The sequence below is a fragment of the uncultured Thomasclavelia sp. genome (assembly GCF_944324745.1).
In the GTDB taxonomy this organism is placed as follows: Bacteria; Bacillota_I; Bacilli_A; order Erysipelotrichales; family Coprobacillaceae; genus Thomasclavelia.
In genome coordinates this window covers 1-21,461 of sequence record NZ_CALUXO010000072.1, presented here as the reverse complement: position 1 = coordinate 21,461, position 21,461 = coordinate 1, and the positions used below count along the sequence as shown (strand labels likewise).

The following is a 21,461-nucleotide window of genomic DNA, read 5'->3' as shown; positions in this document are numbered from 1 at the left end:
CTGCGATAATATTGGTGGAGATGAGGGGAATCGAACCCCTGTCCAAGCATAATCCCTCCAAAGCGTCTACAGTTTAGCTTATTGAATAAATTTAATTAGGCTACAATCAACAAGCAATTTTCCACCTAACGAGCTTATAAGATTTTCGTAATAGATAGCTAAGCAATATCTATTCTTATCCTATGAGTTATGATACCAGCTATTTAATTATAGGAACATTAGATAGTGGCAGCTTTCTAGTCTACGTCGACTATGCGAAAGCGTAATTAGTTTGTCTATTTCCGACTATTTTTTGGTGCATTTAACGAATGCCTTCGACTGCAGCTAAGGTCAGACATATACCTGTCGAACCCATGACATCCCCAGTTAATAATTTTTAAGAGCTCGCTGAATTTCTCTTTTAGAATCGCGCTCTTTAATATCCTGGCGTTTATCATATAATTTTTTACCACGAGCAATAGCAATCTCTAATTTAGCCTTGCTACCATTATTAAAGTATAGCTTAGTTGGAACAACTGTCAAGCCCCCTTCTTTAATTTTATTAGAAATTTTTAAAATTTCTTTACGGTGCAATAACAGTTTTCGAGTACGACGTGGCTCATGATTAAAGCGATTTCCGTGACTATAAGGAGAAATGTGCATATTTTCAATAAAAGCTTCATTATTTTTAATTCTGACAAAAGAATCTTTCAAATTGACATTGCCTAAGCGAACTGATTTAATTTCAGTTCCTTTAAGTTCAATTCCAGCTTCATATGTATCTAAAATAAAATAATCATGATAAGCTTTTTTATTATTAGAAATAATTTTCATATACTCATTTCTCCTTTTTATTAACGTCTTTTCTTTGATTTAATTTTACTTTTAATATGACTTCTTTGATGTCTAGTAAAATTTGGCTCTTCATGACGTCTTTTTTGACGTCTTGATTTTGTAGTTCTTTTTTTCTCTTGTTTATTACTTTGCCTATTTATTATAACAGTTTTTCTTGGCTTTTTGTTAGATTTCATACCAACAATTTCAAAATCAATAGTCCGATCTTTTTTAGAAGCCGAAACAACTCGAACTTTGACTCGATCAGACATCTTGAAAACTTTTCCATTTCTTTGACCAACATAACGAAGATTTCGTTCATCATAGTAGTAGAAATCATCTGTCAAATCAGTTACATGGACTAATCCATCAATTGTATTATCAAGTTCTACAAAGAATCCAAAATTAGTAATTGAACTAATAATTCCTTCAAATTCTTCGCCGATATGTTTTTCCATATATTCAGCCATTTTCATATCATCAACTTCACGTTCGATATCAATTGCTTCACGTTCTCGATAAGATGCCTGCTCAGCAATTTCAGGCATTAATTCTTGATAATAATTTATTGTCTTTTTATCCAAAGTGTTTTCAAAAATAAATCTTCTAATCATACGATGAACAATTAAATCGGGATAACGACGAATTGGTGAAGTAAAATGGGTATAATACTCATCAGCTAAACCAAAATGTCCTAAACACTGTTCATCATATCGTGCCTTTTGCATCGAGCGCAATAACAAAGTGGAAATAATTGTATGTTCAGGTGTATCTTTGCTGGCTTCAATTATTGCACTTAATTCATTAGGATAAACGTTTTCTAAAGAACCTTTAATCGTATAGCCTAATGTCTTAGCAACACTGGCAAATTGTAATAATTTTTGGGTTTTTGGTGTTTCGTGAACCCGATAGATAAATGGCAACTCTAGCCAATAAAAATGTTCAGCAACAGTTTCGTTGGCCAACAACATAAATTCTTCAATAATATGTTCCCCAATTCCTCGTTGCCTTAAAACAACATCAATGGGATTACCACGATTATCAACAATAACTTTAGCTTCTTTAGCATCAAAATCAATAGCTCCACGAGCAAATCGTTTTTTTTGTAAGATACCAGCCAATTCTTCCATTAAGAAAAACAAGTCTTTAACATGGCTATATCTTAACTGTAAAGCCTGATCACCAGCTAAGATTCGATTAACATTGGTATAAGTCATTCGTTCTGTTGAATTGATGACAGAAGGTACAATTTCATGATCAATCACATTGCCCTCAGGATCAATTTCCATAAAACAAGAAATCGTTAATCGATCAACATGAGGGTTTAAAGAACAAATCCCATTTGATAATTTATGTGGCAACATGGGAATAACTCGATCAACCAAATAGATTGAAGTTCCTCTAGCAAAAGCTTCCTTATCTAATGGTGATCCTTCAGTGACATAATAAGAAACATCAGCGATATGGACTCCAAGATGATAATTGCCATTTTCTAATTTTTTTAAAGAAACTCCATCATCTAAATCTTTAGCATCTTCTCCATCAATCGTAACAACTACTTCATCTCTTAAATCAACTCGATCACTAAGATCGATTCCATCGATCGTATCTTTAATATCGCTTATCTGATCAAAAACTAACTGTGGAAACTCAATTGGAGCATCATGTTCATAAACTACTGATAAAATATCAATTCCTGGATCATTTCGATGTCCTAAAACCTTAACGATATCCCCTTTTAGATATGGTTTATATGTTTTAATTTCCACCACGACTTTATTTCCAGCAACTGCCCCATGTAAATGAGCATGATCAACAAATATCGGCTTATTAAACAGACGATCATCAACTTCAACATAATGCTCTCGTTTGCCTTTTTTTACTTCACCAACAAATCTAGTCTGTCCTCTAGTAATTACTTTAACAATTGTCCCTTCAGGTCGCTCAGGATTACTATTTTGATCAATCTCAATTAGTACCGTATCTTTGTTAAAAGCATCTTTCATCCCACTGCCAGGAATAAAAATATCTTTTTCCTGACCTTCAACCTTAACAAAACCATAACCATGCTTATTAAGAGATAAAACCCCTAATTCCATTCCAAATTGATTCGGTAAATAATAATGATTATATTTATTACGAACGACTAAACCTTCATCTTCAAGCTCATTCATTATTTTAACCAGCTTGACAAACTGCTCACTTTTTTGACAATCTAATTTAGCAGCAATCATATCAATCGAGCGTTCTAAATATACTGGATCTTTCAATAACTCTAATATTTCTTCGCGCACTTTTTCACATCCTTTTTTTGGTAAATAAAAATAGGACCTCAGCCCTATTAATTATGACATTCGCAAAATGATTGCAATGATAAAAAATGCAATTGCTAAACCAGCTGTAACTCGTGTTAATACCAACTCTGCTCCACGTTCTTTTTGATGAGCAAACAAGTTTGAACTTTGTCCAGTTAATGCATTAACAATACCGTCTGATTTTCCACTTTGTAATAAACATAATATAATAAGTGCTATCGAAATAACAACTAATAGTACATTTAAAATTGTTACAAACATGATATACCTCCTAACAGATACTTTTATACGTCGCTAAAACATAATAACATATTTTTTTTAAAAAAACAATGATTAAACCAATAACTTTACATTTAATAAGATTGCATTAATTGTAAAAGTAAGTTCTACTATAATTTATCTGACAACTTTCAAACAATATACCTATTACACTTTAACTATACACTAATTGTAAATTAATGCAATGTTTAAAAAAATAAATCAGGACCAGTCCTGATTTATTTAAATTCGATGCACTTAAGCATTATCAACCCCAACTACATAAAAGCGATCACTATCATAAACCATGATAATATTAGCACTAGTTGGCAGATTTTCATCTTCAATATTATATTCTAAAGAAATTAAAACATTAAAATATTCATCGTCTTCCAATCCCTCAACAATTACTTTAGAAGGAGAATATGAAATAACCTCATAATCAACAACTTCTAAATCAGGATATTCTTGCCGATAGGTATAAAATGATTTTAAAGCAAATGAATTAAATTCACTTTGCAGACTAGGATAAATATAATCTAGAGCGCCAATTTCATTATCATCTTTACCATCTAATGTAAAATAATCAACCGCAAAATATGAAGCTGCCAGTTGACATTCTTCACTAGTTAAGCCACTTTGAAATGCCCGGTCTAACCGACCATAAATATCATCTAATAAATCATTTGACTCATTATGAGAATATGGGGTTTCTACATATGTACTAGGGTTATTAGATGGTTCGTTTTGGGAATCAAAGAAGAAACAAGAACTAGCTAATGATATTACTATTAATAAACCGGCAATTATCATAAACCGATCAATTATTTTACGGCGCTCACTTCTTTTTGAGCGATATTGTTCCAATTTCTTTATCTTTGGTAAATTATCACTTTGAATAAAAATGTTGACAATCGTCAAAACCGGCTTATATTTACGACTGACCATATTAGTCATTTCAATAAATAATTCAAAAATAAACATCAAAACAATAAACATCAAAGTTCCTAAAGTTGGATCATAATAATAAATATATGAAGTCAATGAAAATAAAAACGTAACCCCATATAAAACTAGAACACTTTTACGATGACCCAATTTTAACTTAAACATCAGATTATGATGTAAATGAGCTCGATCAGCTTCACTAAACTTTTTATGATGAACCTTACGTCTTATAATTGCAATAAGTGTATCCATAATTGGAACCATTAAAACAACGATTGGCGCCCCTAATGTAAAAAAGGTAGAAACATTATATCCAAATCCTAATAATGAAATAACCGAAATCATAAAACCAATATATAATGCCCCACAATCACCTAAAAAGACTTTTGCTGGATGAAAATTATAAAACAAAAATCCCATGATAGCCCCAGCTAATAATAACGAAAGCGAAGCAATATCAGTTCTACCACTAGTAAGTGATGTCATTGAAATCGTAAATAAAACAATTATCGAAATCCCAGATGACAGCCCATCTAATCCATCGATTAAATTTATGGCATTTGTAATTCCAACGATCCAAATAACAGTAATAAATCCGGCGATGATTGATACCCAATCACCTGGTAAAAAATCAAATCCCTTTAAATAGATACCACCATGAACGATCACAATTAAAGCTGCAACAATTTCAACAATCAATTTGGTTCTTGGCGATAAATCATGAACATCATCAAGCAACCCCACAAAAAAGACTAAAAAACTCGCAATCAAGATTGCATTGATCTGGGGGTCCGTCTTTAAAAAGATTACTGAACCAATCAATGAACTAATATAAATAGCATAGCCACCAATCCGCGGAACTTCTACTTCATGAACCGTTCTTTTATTTTTATGAGCCACTATTCCAAGCTTAGCGCCAGCTTTCATCGCTATGGGAACTAGAATAGCTGAAATAACCATGGTGACAACAAATGACATAATTATAGTTAGATTCATCTTTTCACCCACCTATCTTTGTATATTATTAATTATTTTATCTAAAAATACAAGACAAAATCATTAAATAGTTCTATAATAGTATTACTAAGGAGGAAAACGAAATGCATAAATTAGGAATTTCAGTATACCCTGATAAATCACCAAAAGAAGAGGTATACGCTTATATGGAAAAAGCCGCTAAATTAGGGTTTAAAAGAATCTTTACTTGCTTCTTATCTATCCCTGAAGACAAGCGCGAAAGTTATTTGGTAGAATTTAAGGAATTCATGAAAAAAGCTCATGAATTAGGATTTGAAGTAGCTGCTGATACTAATCCTGAAGTATTTAAGTTAATTGGAGCCACTCCAGATAATCTTAAACCATTTGTTGATTTAGGATTAGATATTATTAGAATGGATGGTAATTTTGGGACACAAGGTGATATCCAATTAACTCGTAATCATGATAACATCAAAATTGAATTTAATGCCAGCATGGATTCAGGTGTAGAATTACTAATCAAAAATGGTGGTAATCGGGAACAAATCATTATGTGCCATAACTTCTTCCCTGAACGCTATACTGGTCTTGATTTTGAATTATTCCAAGACTTTAACCGTTATTGGAAAAAACTAAATTTACACACTGCTGCTTTTGTTTCAAGCAACAATGAAAATACTATTGGACCTTGGCAAGTATTCTGTGGATTACCTACTGTTGAAATCATGCGTGGTTTACCAATTGATTTACAAGCTCGTTTAATGTTGGCAACTGGTAATGTTGATGATATTTTAATCGGTAACTATCCAGCTACTGATGAAGAATTAGAAGCTTTATCTAAAATTAATTTCCAGGCAATTGAAATCAAAGTTGATGAAGTACCAGAAATTACTGCTAATGAACAAATGATCATGTATGACTTTGGTCCTCATTGGGATCGTTATGATCATTCATCATTCATGCTTAGATCAAGTATGCCAAGAGTTAAATTCAAAGAAAAAGCATCTGTTCAAGATTTTGGATTATCTTCTAATCAAAATGTAGCAGATAAATCTATCCCACATCATGATTGTGGTAAAAAAGTTTTCACTCGTGGTGATGTTTTAATTGTTAATGATAATTTAGCTCATTATCGTGGTGAATTAGAAATTGTTTTAACTGAAATCCCAAATGATGGTGAACGTAACTTAGTTGCCACTATTAAAGAAGAAGAATTACCTTTATTAGATTTCATTAAACCTGGTCATCATTTTGTTTTAAAAAAATAATCAAATAAAAACTTAGCTACCGGATCCCCCGGTAGCTCTTATTATTATGGCAGTATATTTTATTTTAATTCATTTTTATTTAAACTTGTCTTTTTTCTTGACATCAAAAATGCTGAAATTACTGAAACAAATGGTACTGTTAAAATAACTCCTAAAGACCCCGAAATTCCCTGGATAATTTCAATTCCAATGTCATATGAATTAAACATTTGTAAAAATGGCATGTCATAAGCATAGAAAACAACTAAAGTGCTTAAAGAACCCCCGGTAAAGGCTAATATTAAAGTATTAGACATCGTTCCCATCATATCGCCACCGATTTTAATACCACTTTTTAATAATTCTTTAGCAGAAATATCCGGACGACGATAAACAATTTCTTCAATAGTTGTAGCAATTGACATTGCGGTATCAATAACGGCTCCTAGTGAAGCAATTAAAATCCCTGAAAATAACAATCCACTGATATCCAAATTACTATTTTGACCAATATATATTAATGTTTCAATATCTTCGACGTTAAAACCATTTATATGGCTCAACGCTCCAAAACCACTAGCAAAAACACCAGCAATAACAACACCTACTATCGTTCCTAAAATTGAACATAAGGCTTTCATCGAAAAACCACCAATAAAATACATGATGACCATCGTAGTTAAAATAACTACTAAGACCGCACTAAAAAACGGTGAAAAACCAATATACATCATTGGAATATACAAAAAGATAATACAAATAAATGTAAATACCAAACCAAATGCTGAAGTAAGTCCTTTTTGTTTTCCAATTAAAATCAATAAAAATAAGAATAAAGCCACCATGAAAATTAAAGTATTAGTACGATCGTAATTATAGACACTAGCACTAATGCTTCCATCATATTCACTTAATTGCACGATTACACGCGTTCCAACTTGACAGTCAGCTCCATATAAATAACTATCAATATTAGTTGTCTGTACTATTTCCCCTTTATAATCTCCAGATAAGATTTCAACATTAACAATCTGGGTTCCAATTTGATTTCCTTCTTGATCCCGATTTTCTTCAATAATTTCCACAACACGAGCTCGTGCAAAATCACCACTATTTTCATCTAGTAATGGTGTTTTATCGATACTAGTATTAAAGAAATATAAAAAAACTAAAAATAAAATAATAGCACAATATACAATTGTATGCCCAATTTTTTCCTTTTTGCTCATTTGTTTAAATTTTCGAATTAAATTTTTCATTACTGCCTCCAATATACACAAAACAAGGGCAGAACCAGCTGCCCTGTTTTATCTTTTAATTATTAACCTTCAATTTTTCTTTTTCTAAATACTTTAGCTCCAACAATACCTAATAATGAGATAACTGCTGCTGCAAATGGAACAGCCATTTGAACATTATCTCCAGTTTTTACACTACCATTAGTTTTATTGTTTGTTGTAGTAGCTCCTGGTTTATTAGTAGTATTATCATCTCCAGCTGGAGTTGCTGGTGTTTGAGATGGTGTAGTAGTTTCTACATTAGCTTTTGAGTTAAATTCATTAACTGTAGCTGTTAATTCTTCTTGTAAACTTGTTAATTCTGTTTTTGTAATAGTTGCTTCATCTAATTTAGCTTTTAATGAAGTAATAACATTAGTATATTTCTCAACTACTTCTTGACTAAATTCACCTTTATTATTTCCAACTACTGCATTAGCAACTGTAGCTTCAGCTTGATCAAATTGAGTTGCTAAAGCATTAAATTCATCATTAGTTACAACTTCATTTTTAGCGATTACTAATTGATTATAAGCTTCACTAATAACTTCGCTGTTTACAGCTGTATTAGTATCATTTTGATATAATGTCTTATCTAATAAAGTTGAAAAACCTTGTCTTAATGCAGTAGTTCCACCTACAGTATTTGCATAATTACCTTGAGCATAAGCATAGTAATTTAATGGGTCATTTTCATTATTACCATTAATAGTAGCATCGTATGCTTCAGTTAAAGTGTTAATAGCTTCACTGTCATCACGAGAATCTAAAACTGTATTAACATTATTTAATGCTTCATCAATTCTAGCTTTAGAACCACTAGTGATATTAGTAGTATCGATGTTAGCTACATCATTTTTAGTTTCCACGATTGAAGTAGCATTTCCATCTTTATTTAATGTAACATCATAAGCATATTTATTACCATTGTAATCATATGTTTTGATTGTTAGTGAATCACCACTAAAATCAATTGTTGAAAATGTTGGTATTGGGTTATTAGAACGTTCAGCAATGTAATATTGTTTAGTTGTATTTAATGTATAGAACTTACTTCCAGAAGCTGATCCAGCTGCAATGTATAATGTTCCTTCTGGATTGTAAGCATTAGCACCATTTTCATCAACACCTTCAGTTTCGATTACTTTACCATCTAAAATTTGGAAAGTACGAGCATATGAATGGTCATGTCCTGTTAAACATAAATCGATATTGAATTCATCCATCAATGGTGCAAATAAAATTCTTAAGTTAGCTCCGTCAACATCACTATGAGGAGAACCAGAACCATAAATGTCATGGTGGAATAATACAACTTTCCACTTAGCATCACTATGACTAGCAACAGCTTCATTCATTAAAGTACGATGTTCTTCAACATTTCTACTATTGCTATTTAAAACGATGAATAATGTATCACCATAGCTATAGTAATAATCACTACCAGATTCAGTTTTACCTAATCCACTAGTATTTGGGTTATTGTAATGATATTGATAATCATTTACTTGTGATTCATGGTTACCAATTGTAGTTGCCAGTGGTACTCTTCTTAAAGCTTCTGGATATAAGAATCCAGCATATTCTTGTTCTCTAATTAATTCACCGCGTCCATTTTGACCATAAGATGAATAATCAATTTGATCCCCAGCTGATAAAATGAAACTTGCATTAGCAGCAATTCCATTTTCTCCTAAAGCAGTAGTTAAAGTTTGATTCCAAGCATAAGTATTTACTGGAATACTTTGATCATCTTGTGTTCCTTCACCAGTACTTCCAGAAGCACCAATTTGAGGGTCACCAACTAAGACAGCTTGATAATTAGTGAAACTATGAGTTTGGTATATAGTAACTTCACTCCATGCAATTTCACCATTTCCTGTATCTAATCCATATTGATAGTAATATGTAGTATTTTCTGTTAAATAGTCATTGATTGAAACTTTATTGCTGGCAACATAATCATTAAATCCATTAGTTTTTTTGATATCTGTTGCTTGTCCAGCTACATCATAAGCATCACTCATATCACTGTTTGTAGCAATTCTAACATGAGGAATACCTTTTTCTTGAGAATACCATGCAAAATTCAAGTCATTTTCATCTTGACCTGGAGTTAAAACAATTTTTCCAGAATCCATTTCTTCATTGTTGTTCCATTCAGTGTTATACCAGTTTTGGTATTCAGTTGAACTAGTTAAGCCACTATTAAGTTTATCACTACCATCACTTCCAGCATATTCACCGAAAGCAGATAATGGCATAACTGTCATACTAGCAACTGATGAAACAGTGGCTAAAGAAGCAATAAGTCGTTTTTTCCATTTCTCGTTCATCTTAAATCCCCTTTTTCATTTTTCAATATTAACTTGTAATTTGTAATACATTTCGTAATACGTGAATTATTTTACCTCTGGATTTAACATAGTCAATTGAGTTTACAAACACTTTACTATTTTTACAAAACATTAAAAAATGATGTTTTTTCTTAAGTAACTCTTAATAAAAACATCATTTTTATTAGCTAGATTTTCAAATTTTATTTACTCTATTTAAAAGTAATGATTCAATATTTTTGTGAACTACTTTACTCTAATATTTTCTATTATTAAATTTTCTAGGATTATCCAAATTAAATTTTTGAGCCCAGATTCTAAAGTTACGACGAATAAAATTATATCTAGTCAAAGTATCTTTATAACAGCTAAAAATCTCTTCAATATTGATCTTATCTTGATAATTGATTTTCTTATTTTTTAACCATCTAAAAATATCTTCAATTGCTGAATCATTGATGATTTGAAAACAAACTTTACGCTTATCAATCGTTTCAATAATCAAATCAACATAATAATTCAACAACATCACATGATAATGAAGATCCTCGCCTGCTGGACAACTGCACATCGAAATATCAATATGATCAATATCTAAAATATCAATCTTTAAATCATGATAAGTAAAGCCCATATCTCCAACTAAAAGATTCGCATAATCTTCCTGATTTAATTCTGGACTAAACACCGCCCTAACTTCATATACATCCATAACTTTATTACCTTTTATTCTCCCCTAAAAAATCTTTTTACTGCATCATAATCAAAATAATCTTGTTTTTTTAAAATATCAAAATGACTTTCCCGTGGATTATCGAGATGAAACTTTTGAGCCCATTTTTTAAAATGAACATTGATATAATTTTCTCTTTTAACTGGATCATCAAAACGACTGTAAATATCTTGTAATGATAACGGATCATCTACTCTAATTACTTTCTCTTTAATAAAAGTAATCATTTCTTTAATTCTATCATTATTCATGATTTGAAAATAATATACTGTATCATCTAAATAAACATTTAAGTCAACATAATATTTAAGACTCATTAAGCTAAATCTACCCATAGTATTTCGCTGAATCGAACACATTAATAATTCAACATGGTCAATATCTTAATAATTGATTATCAAATCTTTAAACTTAAGATAATTATCAGTAAGATATAAAATATTAGCTTTTGAATCATTAAACTCATCAAAAGAAAATTTTACTTGATAAATTGTTTTATTATTCATAATAGTCACTCCTTTATCCTCAATTATTTAATAGCTTCAACACCTCGAGGATTATCCAAATGATATTGTTTAGCTAACTGAGGAAAAATTTGATTTAAATGTTCTACTAATTTCATCTTATCAGGATACTTTAATAACATTGCTTCAATTCCATAAGGATCAATAACCTTAACTTCCTTATCCTTTAAGAACTCGATGATTTTAGCACCATTATAAATACTATTATTTTCAATTAAAATAACATCATCATTTAATACAATATCAAAATCAATAAAATAATTTAAATTAATCCAAACAGTTCCAACAGCACCCGTCTGCCATATTTTTACAAACCACTTAGCTGGATTGGATTCAATTACTCCCTGATTATAAATACGACTACACATTGATAGATGAATTTCTTTAATATCATCATATCCTATTTGACGATGGTGACCTTGATAATTTATTTCTACCTGATCACTAAAAAGCAAATAATCGTCATTTTTTCTATTATCATCACTTAAAATTACATCTAATTTAATCCGTTGAGTTTGTTTATAATCAACAATATTATTAATTTGTTTTAAAGCTTCGCGATTCATATTCATACCTCCATTTTTTATTTTTTTATTATTTGGAGCTGAATATTTTATGCCTCCAAATAATATTATTTGTTACATCCCATCACCAATCACTCACTTTCATTAAAAATATTATTTTTATTATTTTTCCTACTTTTAGTATATCACAATTCTATATTTATGCAATAAAAATTAAAAAAACACCCATAAAATCATATTTTTTTGGATGTTTCGATAATATTTTATTCAAATAATTTAATCAATGCCTTTTCTAAACCATCATTTTGAATCGGGTCACAAATATAATCGCTGACTTCTTTCAACTCAGCAACAGCATTTCCCATTGCCACCCCGGTTCCTACTAATTTAATCATTTCTAAATCATTTAATCCATCCCCAAAGGCATAACTATCTTGACGATCTAAATGCAAATAGTCTAGTACTTTAGTGATTCCAGTTGCCTTAGAAATAATCTTAGAATAGATTTCAAAAGCATTTTCAGTACCATGTTTATCATAGTTAAAATCATCTTTGATTATTGATTCAATTTCAGCGACTTTATCTTCAGGAACATTAACTTCCATTTTTAAGCATCTATTGATTACATCTTCTTTGTTAAAATCAAACAACAAATATTTTTCATTAATATCACAACTAATAAAAAACTTCTTTAATACTTCATAATTTGGATTCAGATATGCTCCACGACTAGTTTCAATAATATATTCAAAATTATTATCTTCTAAATGTTGAATCAATTTCCTAGTTTTATTTAAATCAGTTGGCTGATGATAAATCACTTCATCATTTAACTCTACGTGAGCCCCATTAGCTAAGACCATTCCATCAAAACCAAAATCAGTAATCGTTTTCGATACAAAGGCATAAGGTCTGCCAGTAGCAATAAACAGCAAATGTCCTTGTTGTTGAAGTTTGCGCATTTCACGCTTAGCTCCTTCAGGAATTTTAGGAACACCACCATGCGTATCTGTCAATGTTCCATCAATATCAAAAAATAATACTTTAGTCATTTTCACACCTCGCAAGTTCAACTTGATTTCATTATATCAAAGCCCAATATCATGACTAAATTTTTACTATTTTGGAAAAACAAAAAATCTCTCATTAAGAGAGACTTTTATTTCTTTTTCTAATCAAACAATAAGATATACTGGGTATCATCATTAATGTTATCCAAGCAGTAATATTAGCACTATCATCAGTTTTCATACTATTAGTCTTTGTGGTTTGATTATTTGAAGCGACTAATGAATTAGATATATTATTAGTTGGATTATCATTTATATCATTATCAACTGAATCATCCACCAATTGCAACATTCCATAAGCTTGTTGCAATAATTGTAACTGTTCATTGACTTCTTCTTGAGTTATATGTCCGCTTTCTAATAATACTTTGGAATTAGCCATCGCTTTCATAAATACTGCATAGCTTTCTTCTGTATATTTGCTTTCATCTAACCGCAAATATTGATCATATAAGTCCTGTAAATCTTTTTTATCTACTTCTACCCTCTTTAATGCATTGTATGCCATCTGTAATTGACTTGTTATATTATCGATTATATATTGTTGATCTGATTTTAGATCCCGTTCTATCTCTTTGGCTTCATTTAGAATTTTTTCAAACTCTTCTACATTTACATAGTTTTGATAATCCTCACTGTTTTTCAAACTGTCAGCTTTTGTTATCATCGCATCTAGTTCATCATAATCTCCTTCATCTAAGACATATTCATCTTCTAAATTGACTCCTTCGACTTCTGGATTTCCTATTGTTTTATATAACTCTCCTAGCTCTGTCAATTCGCCACTTTCTTGATCATATAATGCTGTCTTTCCCCCACTAGCATCATTGACACTGAAGTTAAACCATGTATATCTTTCAACATAGTCTCTCGCTTCCAATCCCGCTATTGTTTCTTTTAAATATGTTGCAATCTGTTTTTTAGCTTCTTTGTAATTTGAATTTGCTCCATATAATCCTGGATTAGCTATACCAAATTCGGTTACCCAGATTGGTTTATGATACGTTTCATATAGATTATCGATTGCTTCTAAAAAAGCTTCTGCCATTCCATCTCCTGCCCAGTCATAATAGATATGAACTGGGATGAAATCTACTTCATCCATATCGATTGTTTGAGCATATTCTTGATACCATTCATTTAATGGATATGTTGTTACTGCTGATCCAACTCTTAAGCCGCTTTCGCTAAACATCTTTTGATAGCTCGCTGCTACTTCTACTGTCATATTCGCCTGATTTTCTAAATCTGGTTCATTAAATCCCAGCACAACACTGTAATTATCCTTTTCTTCACTTTCCAGCCATGATACTGTATTGCTGTTCCAGATCATTGGTACATACTCTTTACTTTCATCTACCTTATCTGACGGTTCTACTCCCCAGTTATAATACCAGCTTTCCTGCATATCACTTTCTGGTGCCAGTACTGCTTTATCATCAATATTTAATCCTTTTTTACTGATCATGAATTTTCGAATATTGGAACTGATCTCATGATTGCTTTCAGTTATCGCTACTACCTGCAATGAATAATAGTCTGTCTGCGTTAGATAGACACTGCTTTCAATTATCTTTTCTCCATTATCTCTTACACTCTTGACCTTACTTCCATCAATGTATAGTTCATAATGATCTACTTTGATATTGTCGATATCCATGCTTTTAAATTTTACTAGTATTTCACCAGAAGCTTTTAGCTCTCCGGCTTCTGGTGAAATTATGGCTTCATTTTTCCAACTGTCGAAGCGATAGCTGGTTCCTTCTTGGGCTGATACTTTAATTGGCATCAAAGCGCATACTAGACATATTAGAACAAGAACTATTTTTTTAATCTTCATCTTTGATTCTTCTTAAAGCTACATAACCTCCAGTTGACAATAGTCCTAATGTTGCAAATAATACAACTGTACTATCATCACCTGTTTTAGCACCTTTTCCTGTTGTTTTCTGTGGTTTATTTGTTTCTGTTTGACTAGAATTATTATTTCCAGTATTTCCTGGATCTTTATCTCCAGTTTCTTCTCCTGGATTTGTATTGTCATCTCCAGGTTGTGGTTCAACTGCAACTAAGCCTTCATAAGCTTCTTGCAACACTGTTAAAGCTGCATCTACTTCTTCTTGAGTTGCATTTTCATTATTTAATACTGCTAATGCATCTTCAAGGGCACTTGTCAAGGCACCATAGCTTTCTTTAGTATATAAGCTTTCATCGATATCATTATATTGATCATAGATAGCTTGTAATTGTGTTTTATCAGCATCTGGCGTTGTTTCAACTAATTCCAGACTCTTATAAGCTGTCTGTACTGCCTGATAAGCTGCATCTACTTCTTCTTGAGTTGCGTTTTCATTATTTAATACTGCTAATGCATTTACAAGAGCATCTTTTAATCCTTCATAACTATCTGCTGTATATTGACTTTCATCTAATTTACTATAATTATCATATACTTCTTGCAATTGAGTTTTATCTACAGGTTGTTGAGGAGTTACTGGTACAAGTTTATCTAATGCAGTTTCAAACTCTACCATTACTTTATCAAAGTCTGCTTTAACAGCATCATATTTTAAGTAATCGTTAGATAACATAGTTTCTACTTTGGTAACTACAGCTTGTAAAGCTTCCCAGCTTTCTTTTGTATAATCTGTTTCATTTAAATTTTGATATTGATCATATAATCCTTGCATTGAAGCAACATCTAGTCCATCTTCACCTAATTGTTTAATATCAGTTATTGTATCAACTCCGATATATTTTCCAAAGTTAGCACTATTTCCATTTGTTGCTTTACCTACAACTGCAGTTCCATTTTGATAGCTTAGCAAGAATTTTCTTGACCATCCTTCACCTTTTAATCCAGTTTCCTCATCGGTTCCACTGCTGACACCATCACCGACACCATTAATAATAGAATTTATTTTTTGTAATGCACCATCATCTTTAGCGAATGTTTGTAGACATGCATTTTCTACGATAACATTTTCACTATTTGGTACTTCAATAGCATTATCTAATTGAATTTGTACTTCACTAGAATCATAGCTTTCTCCAGTATAGATAAAGACATTGTAGATTCCTAATCCGACAGCATAGTGATTTTTAACATTATTAGCTACTTTATATGATGCATATCCATTAACTGTTCCGTTATGTGACATCCATACATCTTGGGAAATTGGATCATATGCTGTTTCATTTTGATAGAAATATGTTGCGCCATTTTCTCCATTCCATAATGTATTATAATCTTGGAAGTGTTCATTAAATAATGCATAGCATATTACATCATCACCATTAACAATTAATCCATGAGCTGATTCATTTCCATACCACTCAACTCCAGCACCATGATCTGCACGCCAAATCCAAAAATGATCACATAATACATCATTTGTATTAATTTCCAAAGCATTATCTGCTTTAGTTAATTCATCAGTAGTTCCTCCAATTCTAAAGAACAAATCTTGTAAAACAATTGGATCATCACTATTATCATTATTATTCTTTTCAATACCTACTTTTAACAAGTACTCACTATGTTCACCAGCATCAAAAATAATTCCGGCAAGTTTAATTCCAGTTACATCATCATCAATGATCATTGCTGCTTCTTCATTATCAGGGATAATAGAAGTCATACCTGTACCTAATAAAATTGTATCATCAAGTGATACCAAAATCGGTTCTTCAGCATGGTATGTACCAGGTGTGAAATAAATATTTTTTCCATCAGCAATCATTTCATTAATTGTTGCTGCACTATCATCAGGGCTAGCAATATAGAATTCACTTAATGGAATACTCTTTCCTTCACCCATATCATTTTCTGACCAGCTAGTTCCCTTTGTATTTTCTCTTACAGCTGGAACAAATACTCGATATTCACCATCATCATCAATATATAAGAATGGTTTTTCACTAATTTCTTTAGTTGTTTCAATATTAGTAAATACTTGTTGACTTCCAGAACTGTCTGCAATATTCCAGTTAGAATATCCATTTCCACTCAACAAAGTTTCTCCAGTAGTGGCATCTGGTAAATTAGGTGCTTTTACCCCCTGGAAGAAATTATTTAATGTACATCCATATACATTTCCGGTAAATTCAGAATTTCTAGTATAGAACTGTTGTCCTGAGAATGTTCCGGCACTTAATTCATTTCCATTATCATTAAACGTTCCAACTACTTTACTGTCGGCAACATAGCCACCACTAGCCCATCCATAATTCCAATCATAAGCTATTGGACGTTCAGAATAAATTCTTCTAAGTGGTGCCGCTTGAGCTACTGCCCAGTTAAATTGATCTTGACGCCAAGATCCATATTGAGCTTTACCTTGTTCATTTCCTGTATTGATAATAGACACGTTTTCCATTGAACGCCAGAAATTGCATGTTGCATTATTATCAGATAAATATGCTGGAATTGCTACATTGTTTAATTTTACATCATATGGAGTTTTTCCTAATCCATTAAATGACGTATAGAAACCTAAATACATACAAGTAGTATCAGTATAATCACCTGGTTTAAAATAAACTTGATACTGACCAGCTTTAAATTGAGCATCAGCATTGGCATCAGATTGTTGCTCATATAATTTTAATAATACATCATCAATTTGAGCAGTTTCATCAGTATCGGCAAAGATAATTGTATGATCACCAAATAAATTAGTTTCTAATGATACAAATTTTGATGCATCTGAATATTCAGCATCTAAACCTACGGTATCGCTTGCTCCATTATTGATTGCTACTACTCGATAGTAGTTTTCATATTTATTTCCAGTTAATGTTACTTCAATTGATGTAGCATCTTTTACGATTCCGTTTTCAACATCACTGTATGTTCCATATGCACTTGGTGCCCATTGTAATTTATAGTGAGTTGCATTTTCTGCTTTATCCCAGCTGATTACTACTTTATCATTTCCACTCTCTTTAATTTGTACATTTGTTGGTGTCGCTGGTTTATCCCCAACTCTTGTTTTGGCACTTATACTTTCACTTTGAACCATCAATGTTCCATTATAAGTTCTAATGAAATATGTATATTCCATCCCTGGATTTAATCCTGTTACTTGATAAGATGTCTCTTCTGTTAAATCTGCAATTTTACTTGCTACTGTTTCATTGCTGGCTTGTTGCCATAATTCTTGTTTTGTATATACTGTTGTTGGATTGCTCCATGATAGATCCAATGTTGTTTGCGTTCTTGTGCTGTCTTCTATAGATAAACTTGATACTGGATCACTTTCCATATCATATGATAATATGAATTTTTCTCTGTCAGTTACTTCACCTGTATAACCACCTGCTAAGACATTATTTTCATCAACTGTGATATAATTTCCATTTTTAACATCTTTTAAATATACAGCATCATCACCGGCTGGTACAACCGCTACCGCCGTCCAACCACCTACTTCATTACTTTTAGCCGCTTTTACATATGTATGATCTTCAGTTGCTTGCCATCTATCTGTTGCTAGTTTAAATCCTGGTTTACCGATTGATTTTAAATCAATAACATTAGCAATACCATCATTATTAGTAGCATATGATAAATCAAATTTTTCATTATCAGTAACTGTATCTTTATCTACATAGATATCTTGCCATTCATCACTGCTTTCATCAACACTTTCAAAAGAGACATATTTCCCTGTTGCTACATTTTTAATCGTAACCGTAGTATCTAATACCTCTGGATTTTTTACTAAAGTAAATTCGGTTGCTTGACTTGGTTCAGTAGTTCTTAATATCCTTCCATCATCACCGATATATAGATAATAGCCACGATAAGTTATAATTTTAACTTTTGATACATCACTTTCTGAAACTTCAAATTTAAAATTATAATCAGTATTTAATGTTTCACTGTTTGCAAAAACATATTTTGCTGCAGCATCAAGACTTTCTGACTTAAGGTGAACCCCAGCCTTAAAGCCAGTAGCCTCAATATTATACCATCCTTCTTCACTACTATTAGTAATGGTTAATATTGAACTGCTGGAAACTTTGTTTTGAGTACTACTGTAAACACCTGTCATTGTTACTGGGGTACCCCAACCATCAGCAGTTGCTTCTAAAGCTTTTCCATCAGCTACGATAGCATAGCTGCCATTTTCAACATTTAACTCAGCTGCAGCTACTGGTTTGATATTAACGATACCAAAAACCATCGCCAAAGTTAAAAATGTCATAAACAATTTTTTAAAAAGTTTTGTTGTTTGTGTTCTTGTCATTTTTATCTCCTTTCTCAGTAATTTAGTATTCTTTTATACTTTGTAGAAAAATGGCCAATTTTTCTACAAAAGTATCGACAATTATAATGTAGACATTTTAAATACGCATTATTAATATCTACATTAAACAGAATACGTTACTTTATACATCTAAAATAGCACAAACAATACACTTTTGTAATAACTTGAGCCCAAAATGTAACCTGTTACATTTTTTGTAACAAAAAAGATCTTGAATATAATGAATCAAGATCTTTAATAATATTATAAATTACGACTAGAAAATTTGAGTGGTAATGAGCGTTTTTGACTATTTTGTAATTCTCGCGTCACTCTTTCTAATATATACAAAACTGGTATTTGAGAGGATATATTGTAAGTTTGAGGCAAAATAATGTCTTTTACATAGTAGTTAATAGATAAATCACTCATATTACCAATTGTAGTATTTGGTTTATTAATTATTGATACAATTTTAGTATTTTGCTGCTGATACATTTTAATTTGATCAATAATTTCTCTAGTTTCACCACTTTCACTTAAAACAATTAATAGATGACTACTGTCACTATTTACTGGTGGTGGCCAATATGGATCATCTATTCCCTGACTAAAATATCCGACATTTGAAAAATAACGCGCACCAAATTTACCTAGCAATCCACTAGTACCAATACCTAAAAACGTAATTGTTTGAGCACTTTGAACATAATCAACAAATTGACTGATTGCCTTTTTAAAATCATCACTGCGAGCATAATTAAAAAACTCATTAATAACATCAATTTCATCATCAATATCTGGTAATAATAACCCCTCATTAAAAAGCTTTAATTTAGTTTTAAATTCCACAAATCCTTGGCATTCAAGTTTTTGACAAAACCGTACGATCGTAGCTGTAGAAACATGGGTAGCAGCTGCCAAATCTCTAATTGACATTTTAATTACCGCGGGGATATTTTTAATCACATATTGATAAACACTAGTTTCAGTCGCATTTAAATTTGCAATTTGTTTATATGTAAATAACATATACTTCACCTGCCCAGTTAATTTTACCATATCAATTAAAAATTTGTTATATTTTGACACAAAAAAGGATAAACCACAATCGATTTATCCTTTTAAATTCAATTATATGTTATTTTACATAATGAGTATTTTCTAACATCACACCGCAACCATTAGCAACACAATTTAATGCATCATCAGCTACGAATACTGGTACACCTAATTCATTTTCTAATAAACGATCCAAACCAGTTAATAAGGCTCCACCACCAGTTAAGAAAATACCACGTGATACGATATCAGCAGCTAATTCAGGTGGTGTTTGTTCAAGAACATGTTTTGTTTCTCTAACGATAGTTTGGCATGTTTCACGTAATGCTAATTCTGTTTCATCAGCAGTAATTGTGATAGTATGAGGTAAACCAGTAACTAAGTCACGTCCTCTTACTTCAAAAGTTTCATCACTAATTCCTTTGATAGCAATTCCAATTTGCATTTTGATTTGTTCAGCAGTACGATCACCAATTAATAATTTATATTTATCTTTTACAAATTTGATAATATCTTCATCCATTACGTCCCCAGCAATTTTTAATGAACTGCTTGTAACAATATCCCCTAAAGATAATACAGCGATATCTGTAGTTCCCCCACCGATATCAATTACCATGTTTCCAGTTGGTTTAGAAATTTCAAGTCCAGCACCAACTGCTGCTACTTTAGGTTCTTCTTCAATGAAAACACGTTTAGCACCACATCTTTCAGCTACATCTTTAATGGCGCTTTTTTCAATTGAAGTGATATTAGAAGGGCAACAAATTAAAATTGTTGGTCTTGAGAAAATCCCTTTTAAATTTAATTTATTTATAAAATGAGTAATTAAGATTTCAGTGATTCTAAAATCTGCAATAACTCCATCTTTTAATGGACGAATTGCTTTTACTCTACCTGGTGTTTTACCTAACATATCTTTAGCTTCTTGACCGACAGCTAAAGGTTTTTTTGTTTCTTCATCTATTGCAACTACAGAAGGTTCATTGACAACAATACCTTCACCTTTGACATAAATTAAAATATTTGCTGTACCTAAGTCGATACCAATTTCTTTTGATAATGCCATTATACGTCCTCCTTGTTTTTCTTAACTATTGTACCATGATTTTTTTTATTTAC

Annotated in this window: 16 protein-coding genes and 1 other RNA gene; 1 reads left to right on the top strand and 16 read right to left on the bottom strand. The window is 31.4% G+C overall.

The window, feature by feature from the left end; genetic code table 11:
- Positions 1-12: 12 nt before the first annotated feature.
- From ssrA to Q0K54_RS09045, 5 genes are all read right to left on the bottom strand, one after another.
- Positions 13-364: a transfer-messenger RNA gene (gene ssrA / locus Q0K54_RS09065) on the bottom strand.
- A 2-nt stretch (positions 365-366) separates the two neighbouring features.
- The gene (smpB, locus tag Q0K54_RS09060) at positions 367-834 is read right to left on the bottom strand and encodes an SsrA-binding protein SmpB (protein ID WP_294580366.1); all 468 of its coding nucleotides are present in this window, start codon (positions 832-834) and stop codon (positions 367-369) included.
- Positions 834-3,107, bottom strand: coding sequence for a ribonuclease R (gene rnr / locus Q0K54_RS09055; protein WP_294580363.1), 2,274 nt, complete (start codon positions 3,105-3,107; stop codon positions 834-836). The genes smpB and rnr overlap by 1 nt, the downstream gene beginning before the upstream one ends.
- A gap of 51 nt (positions 3,108-3,158) precedes the next feature.
- Positions 3,159-3,389, bottom strand: a complete 231-nt coding sequence (secG, locus tag Q0K54_RS09050) for a preprotein translocase subunit SecG (RefSeq protein WP_294580360.1) — start codon at positions 3,387-3,389, stop codon at positions 3,159-3,161.
- 255 nt (positions 3,390-3,644) lie between these two features.
- Positions 3,645-5,330 (bottom strand): MraY family glycosyltransferase, encoded by a 1,686-nt coding sequence (locus Q0K54_RS09045; RefSeq protein ID WP_294580358.1) that lies wholly within the window; start codon positions 5,328-5,330, stop codon positions 3,645-3,647.
- 104 nt (positions 5,331-5,434) lie between these two features.
- On the opposite strand from Q0K54_RS09045, the gene Q0K54_RS09040 reads away from it, so the two are divergent.
- Positions 5,435-6,580: a DUF871 domain-containing protein gene (locus Q0K54_RS09040; protein ID WP_294580355.1), complete on the top strand. Its 1,146-nt coding sequence runs from the start codon at positions 5,435-5,437 to the stop codon at positions 6,578-6,580.
- Between the two features lie 59 nt (positions 6,581-6,639).
- Here Q0K54_RS09040 and Q0K54_RS09035 read toward each other — a convergent pair whose 3' ends face one another.
- From Q0K54_RS09035 to Q0K54_RS08985, 11 genes are all read right to left on the bottom strand, one after another.
- The gene (locus tag Q0K54_RS09035) at positions 6,640-7,818 is read right to left on the bottom strand and encodes a YibE/F family protein (RefSeq protein ID WP_294580352.1); all 1,179 of its coding nucleotides are present in this window, start codon (positions 7,816-7,818) and stop codon (positions 6,640-6,642) included.
- 62 nt (positions 7,819-7,880) lie between these two features.
- On the bottom strand, positions 7,881-10,172 hold the full coding sequence (locus tag Q0K54_RS09030) for a metallophosphoesterase family protein (protein ID WP_294580350.1): 2,292 nt from the start codon (positions 10,170-10,172) through the stop codon (positions 7,881-7,883).
- A gap of 256 nt (positions 10,173-10,428) precedes the next feature.
- The gene (locus Q0K54_RS09025; RefSeq protein WP_294580346.1) at positions 10,429-10,884 is read right to left on the bottom strand and encodes a hypothetical protein; all 456 of its coding nucleotides are present in this window, start codon (positions 10,882-10,884) and stop codon (positions 10,429-10,431) included.
- Between the two features lie 14 nt (positions 10,885-10,898).
- Complete coding sequence (locus Q0K54_RS09020) at positions 10,899-11,222, bottom strand: hypothetical protein (RefSeq protein ID WP_294580343.1); 324 nt, start codon at positions 11,220-11,222, stop codon at positions 10,899-10,901.
- A gap of 66 nt (positions 11,223-11,288) precedes the next feature.
- Positions 11,289-11,411, bottom strand: a complete 123-nt coding sequence (locus tag Q0K54_RS09015; RefSeq protein WP_294580341.1) for a hypothetical protein — start codon at positions 11,409-11,411, stop codon at positions 11,289-11,291.
- A gap of 23 nt (positions 11,412-11,434) precedes the next feature.
- A complete protein-coding gene (locus tag Q0K54_RS09010) occupies positions 11,435-11,995 on the bottom strand; it encodes a hypothetical protein (RefSeq protein ID WP_294580339.1) in 561 nt (186 codons plus the stop codon).
- Between the two features lie 221 nt (positions 11,996-12,216).
- The gene (locus Q0K54_RS09005; RefSeq protein WP_294580338.1) at positions 12,217-13,005 is read right to left on the bottom strand and encodes a Cof-type HAD-IIB family hydrolase; all 789 of its coding nucleotides are present in this window, start codon (positions 13,003-13,005) and stop codon (positions 12,217-12,219) included.
- A gap of 94 nt (positions 13,006-13,099) precedes the next feature.
- Positions 13,100-14,863, bottom strand: a complete 1,764-nt coding sequence (locus Q0K54_RS09000) for a glycosyl hydrolase (protein WP_294580336.1) — start codon at positions 14,861-14,863, stop codon at positions 13,100-13,102.
- Complete coding sequence (locus tag Q0K54_RS08995; RefSeq protein WP_294580334.1) at positions 14,853-19,277, bottom strand: fibronectin type III domain-containing protein; 4,425 nt, start codon at positions 19,275-19,277, stop codon at positions 14,853-14,855. Before Q0K54_RS08995 ends, Q0K54_RS09000 begins: the two co-directional genes overlap by 11 nt.
- A 264-nt stretch (positions 19,278-19,541) precedes the next feature.
- Positions 19,542-20,309 carry a MurR/RpiR family transcriptional regulator gene (locus Q0K54_RS08990; RefSeq protein WP_294580331.1) on the bottom strand — a complete coding sequence of 256 codons (768 nt, stop codon included), beginning with the start codon at positions 20,307-20,309 and terminating at the stop codon, positions 19,542-19,544.
- A gap of 109 nt (positions 20,310-20,418) precedes the next feature.
- Entirely contained in the window at positions 20,419-21,408 is a 990-nt protein-coding gene (locus Q0K54_RS08985) for a rod shape-determining protein (RefSeq protein WP_087301665.1), read from the bottom strand.
- Positions 21,409-21,461: the final 53 nt, after the last annotated feature.

Excerpts from the sequence above, each read along its gene's own strand:
- Q0K54_RS09000 (WP_294580336.1), bottom strand. The coding sequence starts at position 14,863 with ATGAAGATTAAAAAAATAGTTCTTGTTCTAATATGTCTAGTATGCGCT.
- Q0K54_RS09035 (WP_294580352.1), bottom strand. The coding sequence starts at position 7,818 with ATGAAAAATTTAATTCGAAAATTTAAACAAATGAGCAAAAAGGAAAAA.
- Q0K54_RS09005 (WP_294580338.1), bottom strand. The coding sequence starts at position 13,005 with ATGACTAAAGTATTATTTTTTGATATTGATGGAACATTGACAGATACG.
- Q0K54_RS09045 (WP_294580358.1), bottom strand. The coding sequence starts at position 5,330 with ATGAATCTAACTATAATTATGTCATTTGTTGTCACCATGGTTATTTCA.
- Q0K54_RS09010 (WP_294580339.1), bottom strand. The coding sequence starts at position 11,995 with ATGAATCGCGAAGCTTTAAAACAAATTAATAATATTGTTGATTATAAA.
- Q0K54_RS08985 (WP_087301665.1), bottom strand. The coding sequence starts at position 21,408 with ATGGCATTATCAAAAGAAATTGGTATCGACTTAGGTACAGCAAATATT.
- Q0K54_RS09020 (WP_294580343.1), bottom strand. The coding sequence starts at position 11,222 with ATGAGTCTTAAATATTATGTTGACTTAAATGTTTATTTAGATGATACA.
- Q0K54_RS09040 (WP_294580355.1), top strand. The coding sequence starts at position 5,435 with ATGCATAAATTAGGAATTTCAGTATACCCTGATAAATCACCAAAAGAA.
- Q0K54_RS08990 (WP_294580331.1), bottom strand. The coding sequence starts at position 20,309 with ATGTTATTTACATATAAACAAATTGCAAATTTAAATGCGACTGAAACT.
- Q0K54_RS09025 (WP_294580346.1), bottom strand. The coding sequence starts at position 10,884 with ATGGATGTATATGAAGTTAGGGCGGTGTTTAGTCCAGAATTAAATCAG.
- Q0K54_RS09030 (WP_294580350.1), bottom strand. The coding sequence starts at position 10,172 with ATGAACGAGAAATGGAAAAAACGACTTATTGCTTCTTTAGCCACTGTT.
- secG (WP_294580360.1), bottom strand. The coding sequence starts at position 3,389 with ATGTTTGTAACAATTTTAAATGTACTATTAGTTGTTATTTCGATAGCA.
- Q0K54_RS08995 (WP_294580334.1), bottom strand. The coding sequence starts at position 19,277 with ATGACAAGAACACAAACAACAAAACTTTTTAAAAAATTGTTTATGACA.
- Q0K54_RS09015 (WP_294580341.1), bottom strand. The coding sequence starts at position 11,411 with ATGAATAATAAAACAATTTATCAAGTAAAATTTTCTTTTGATGAGTTT.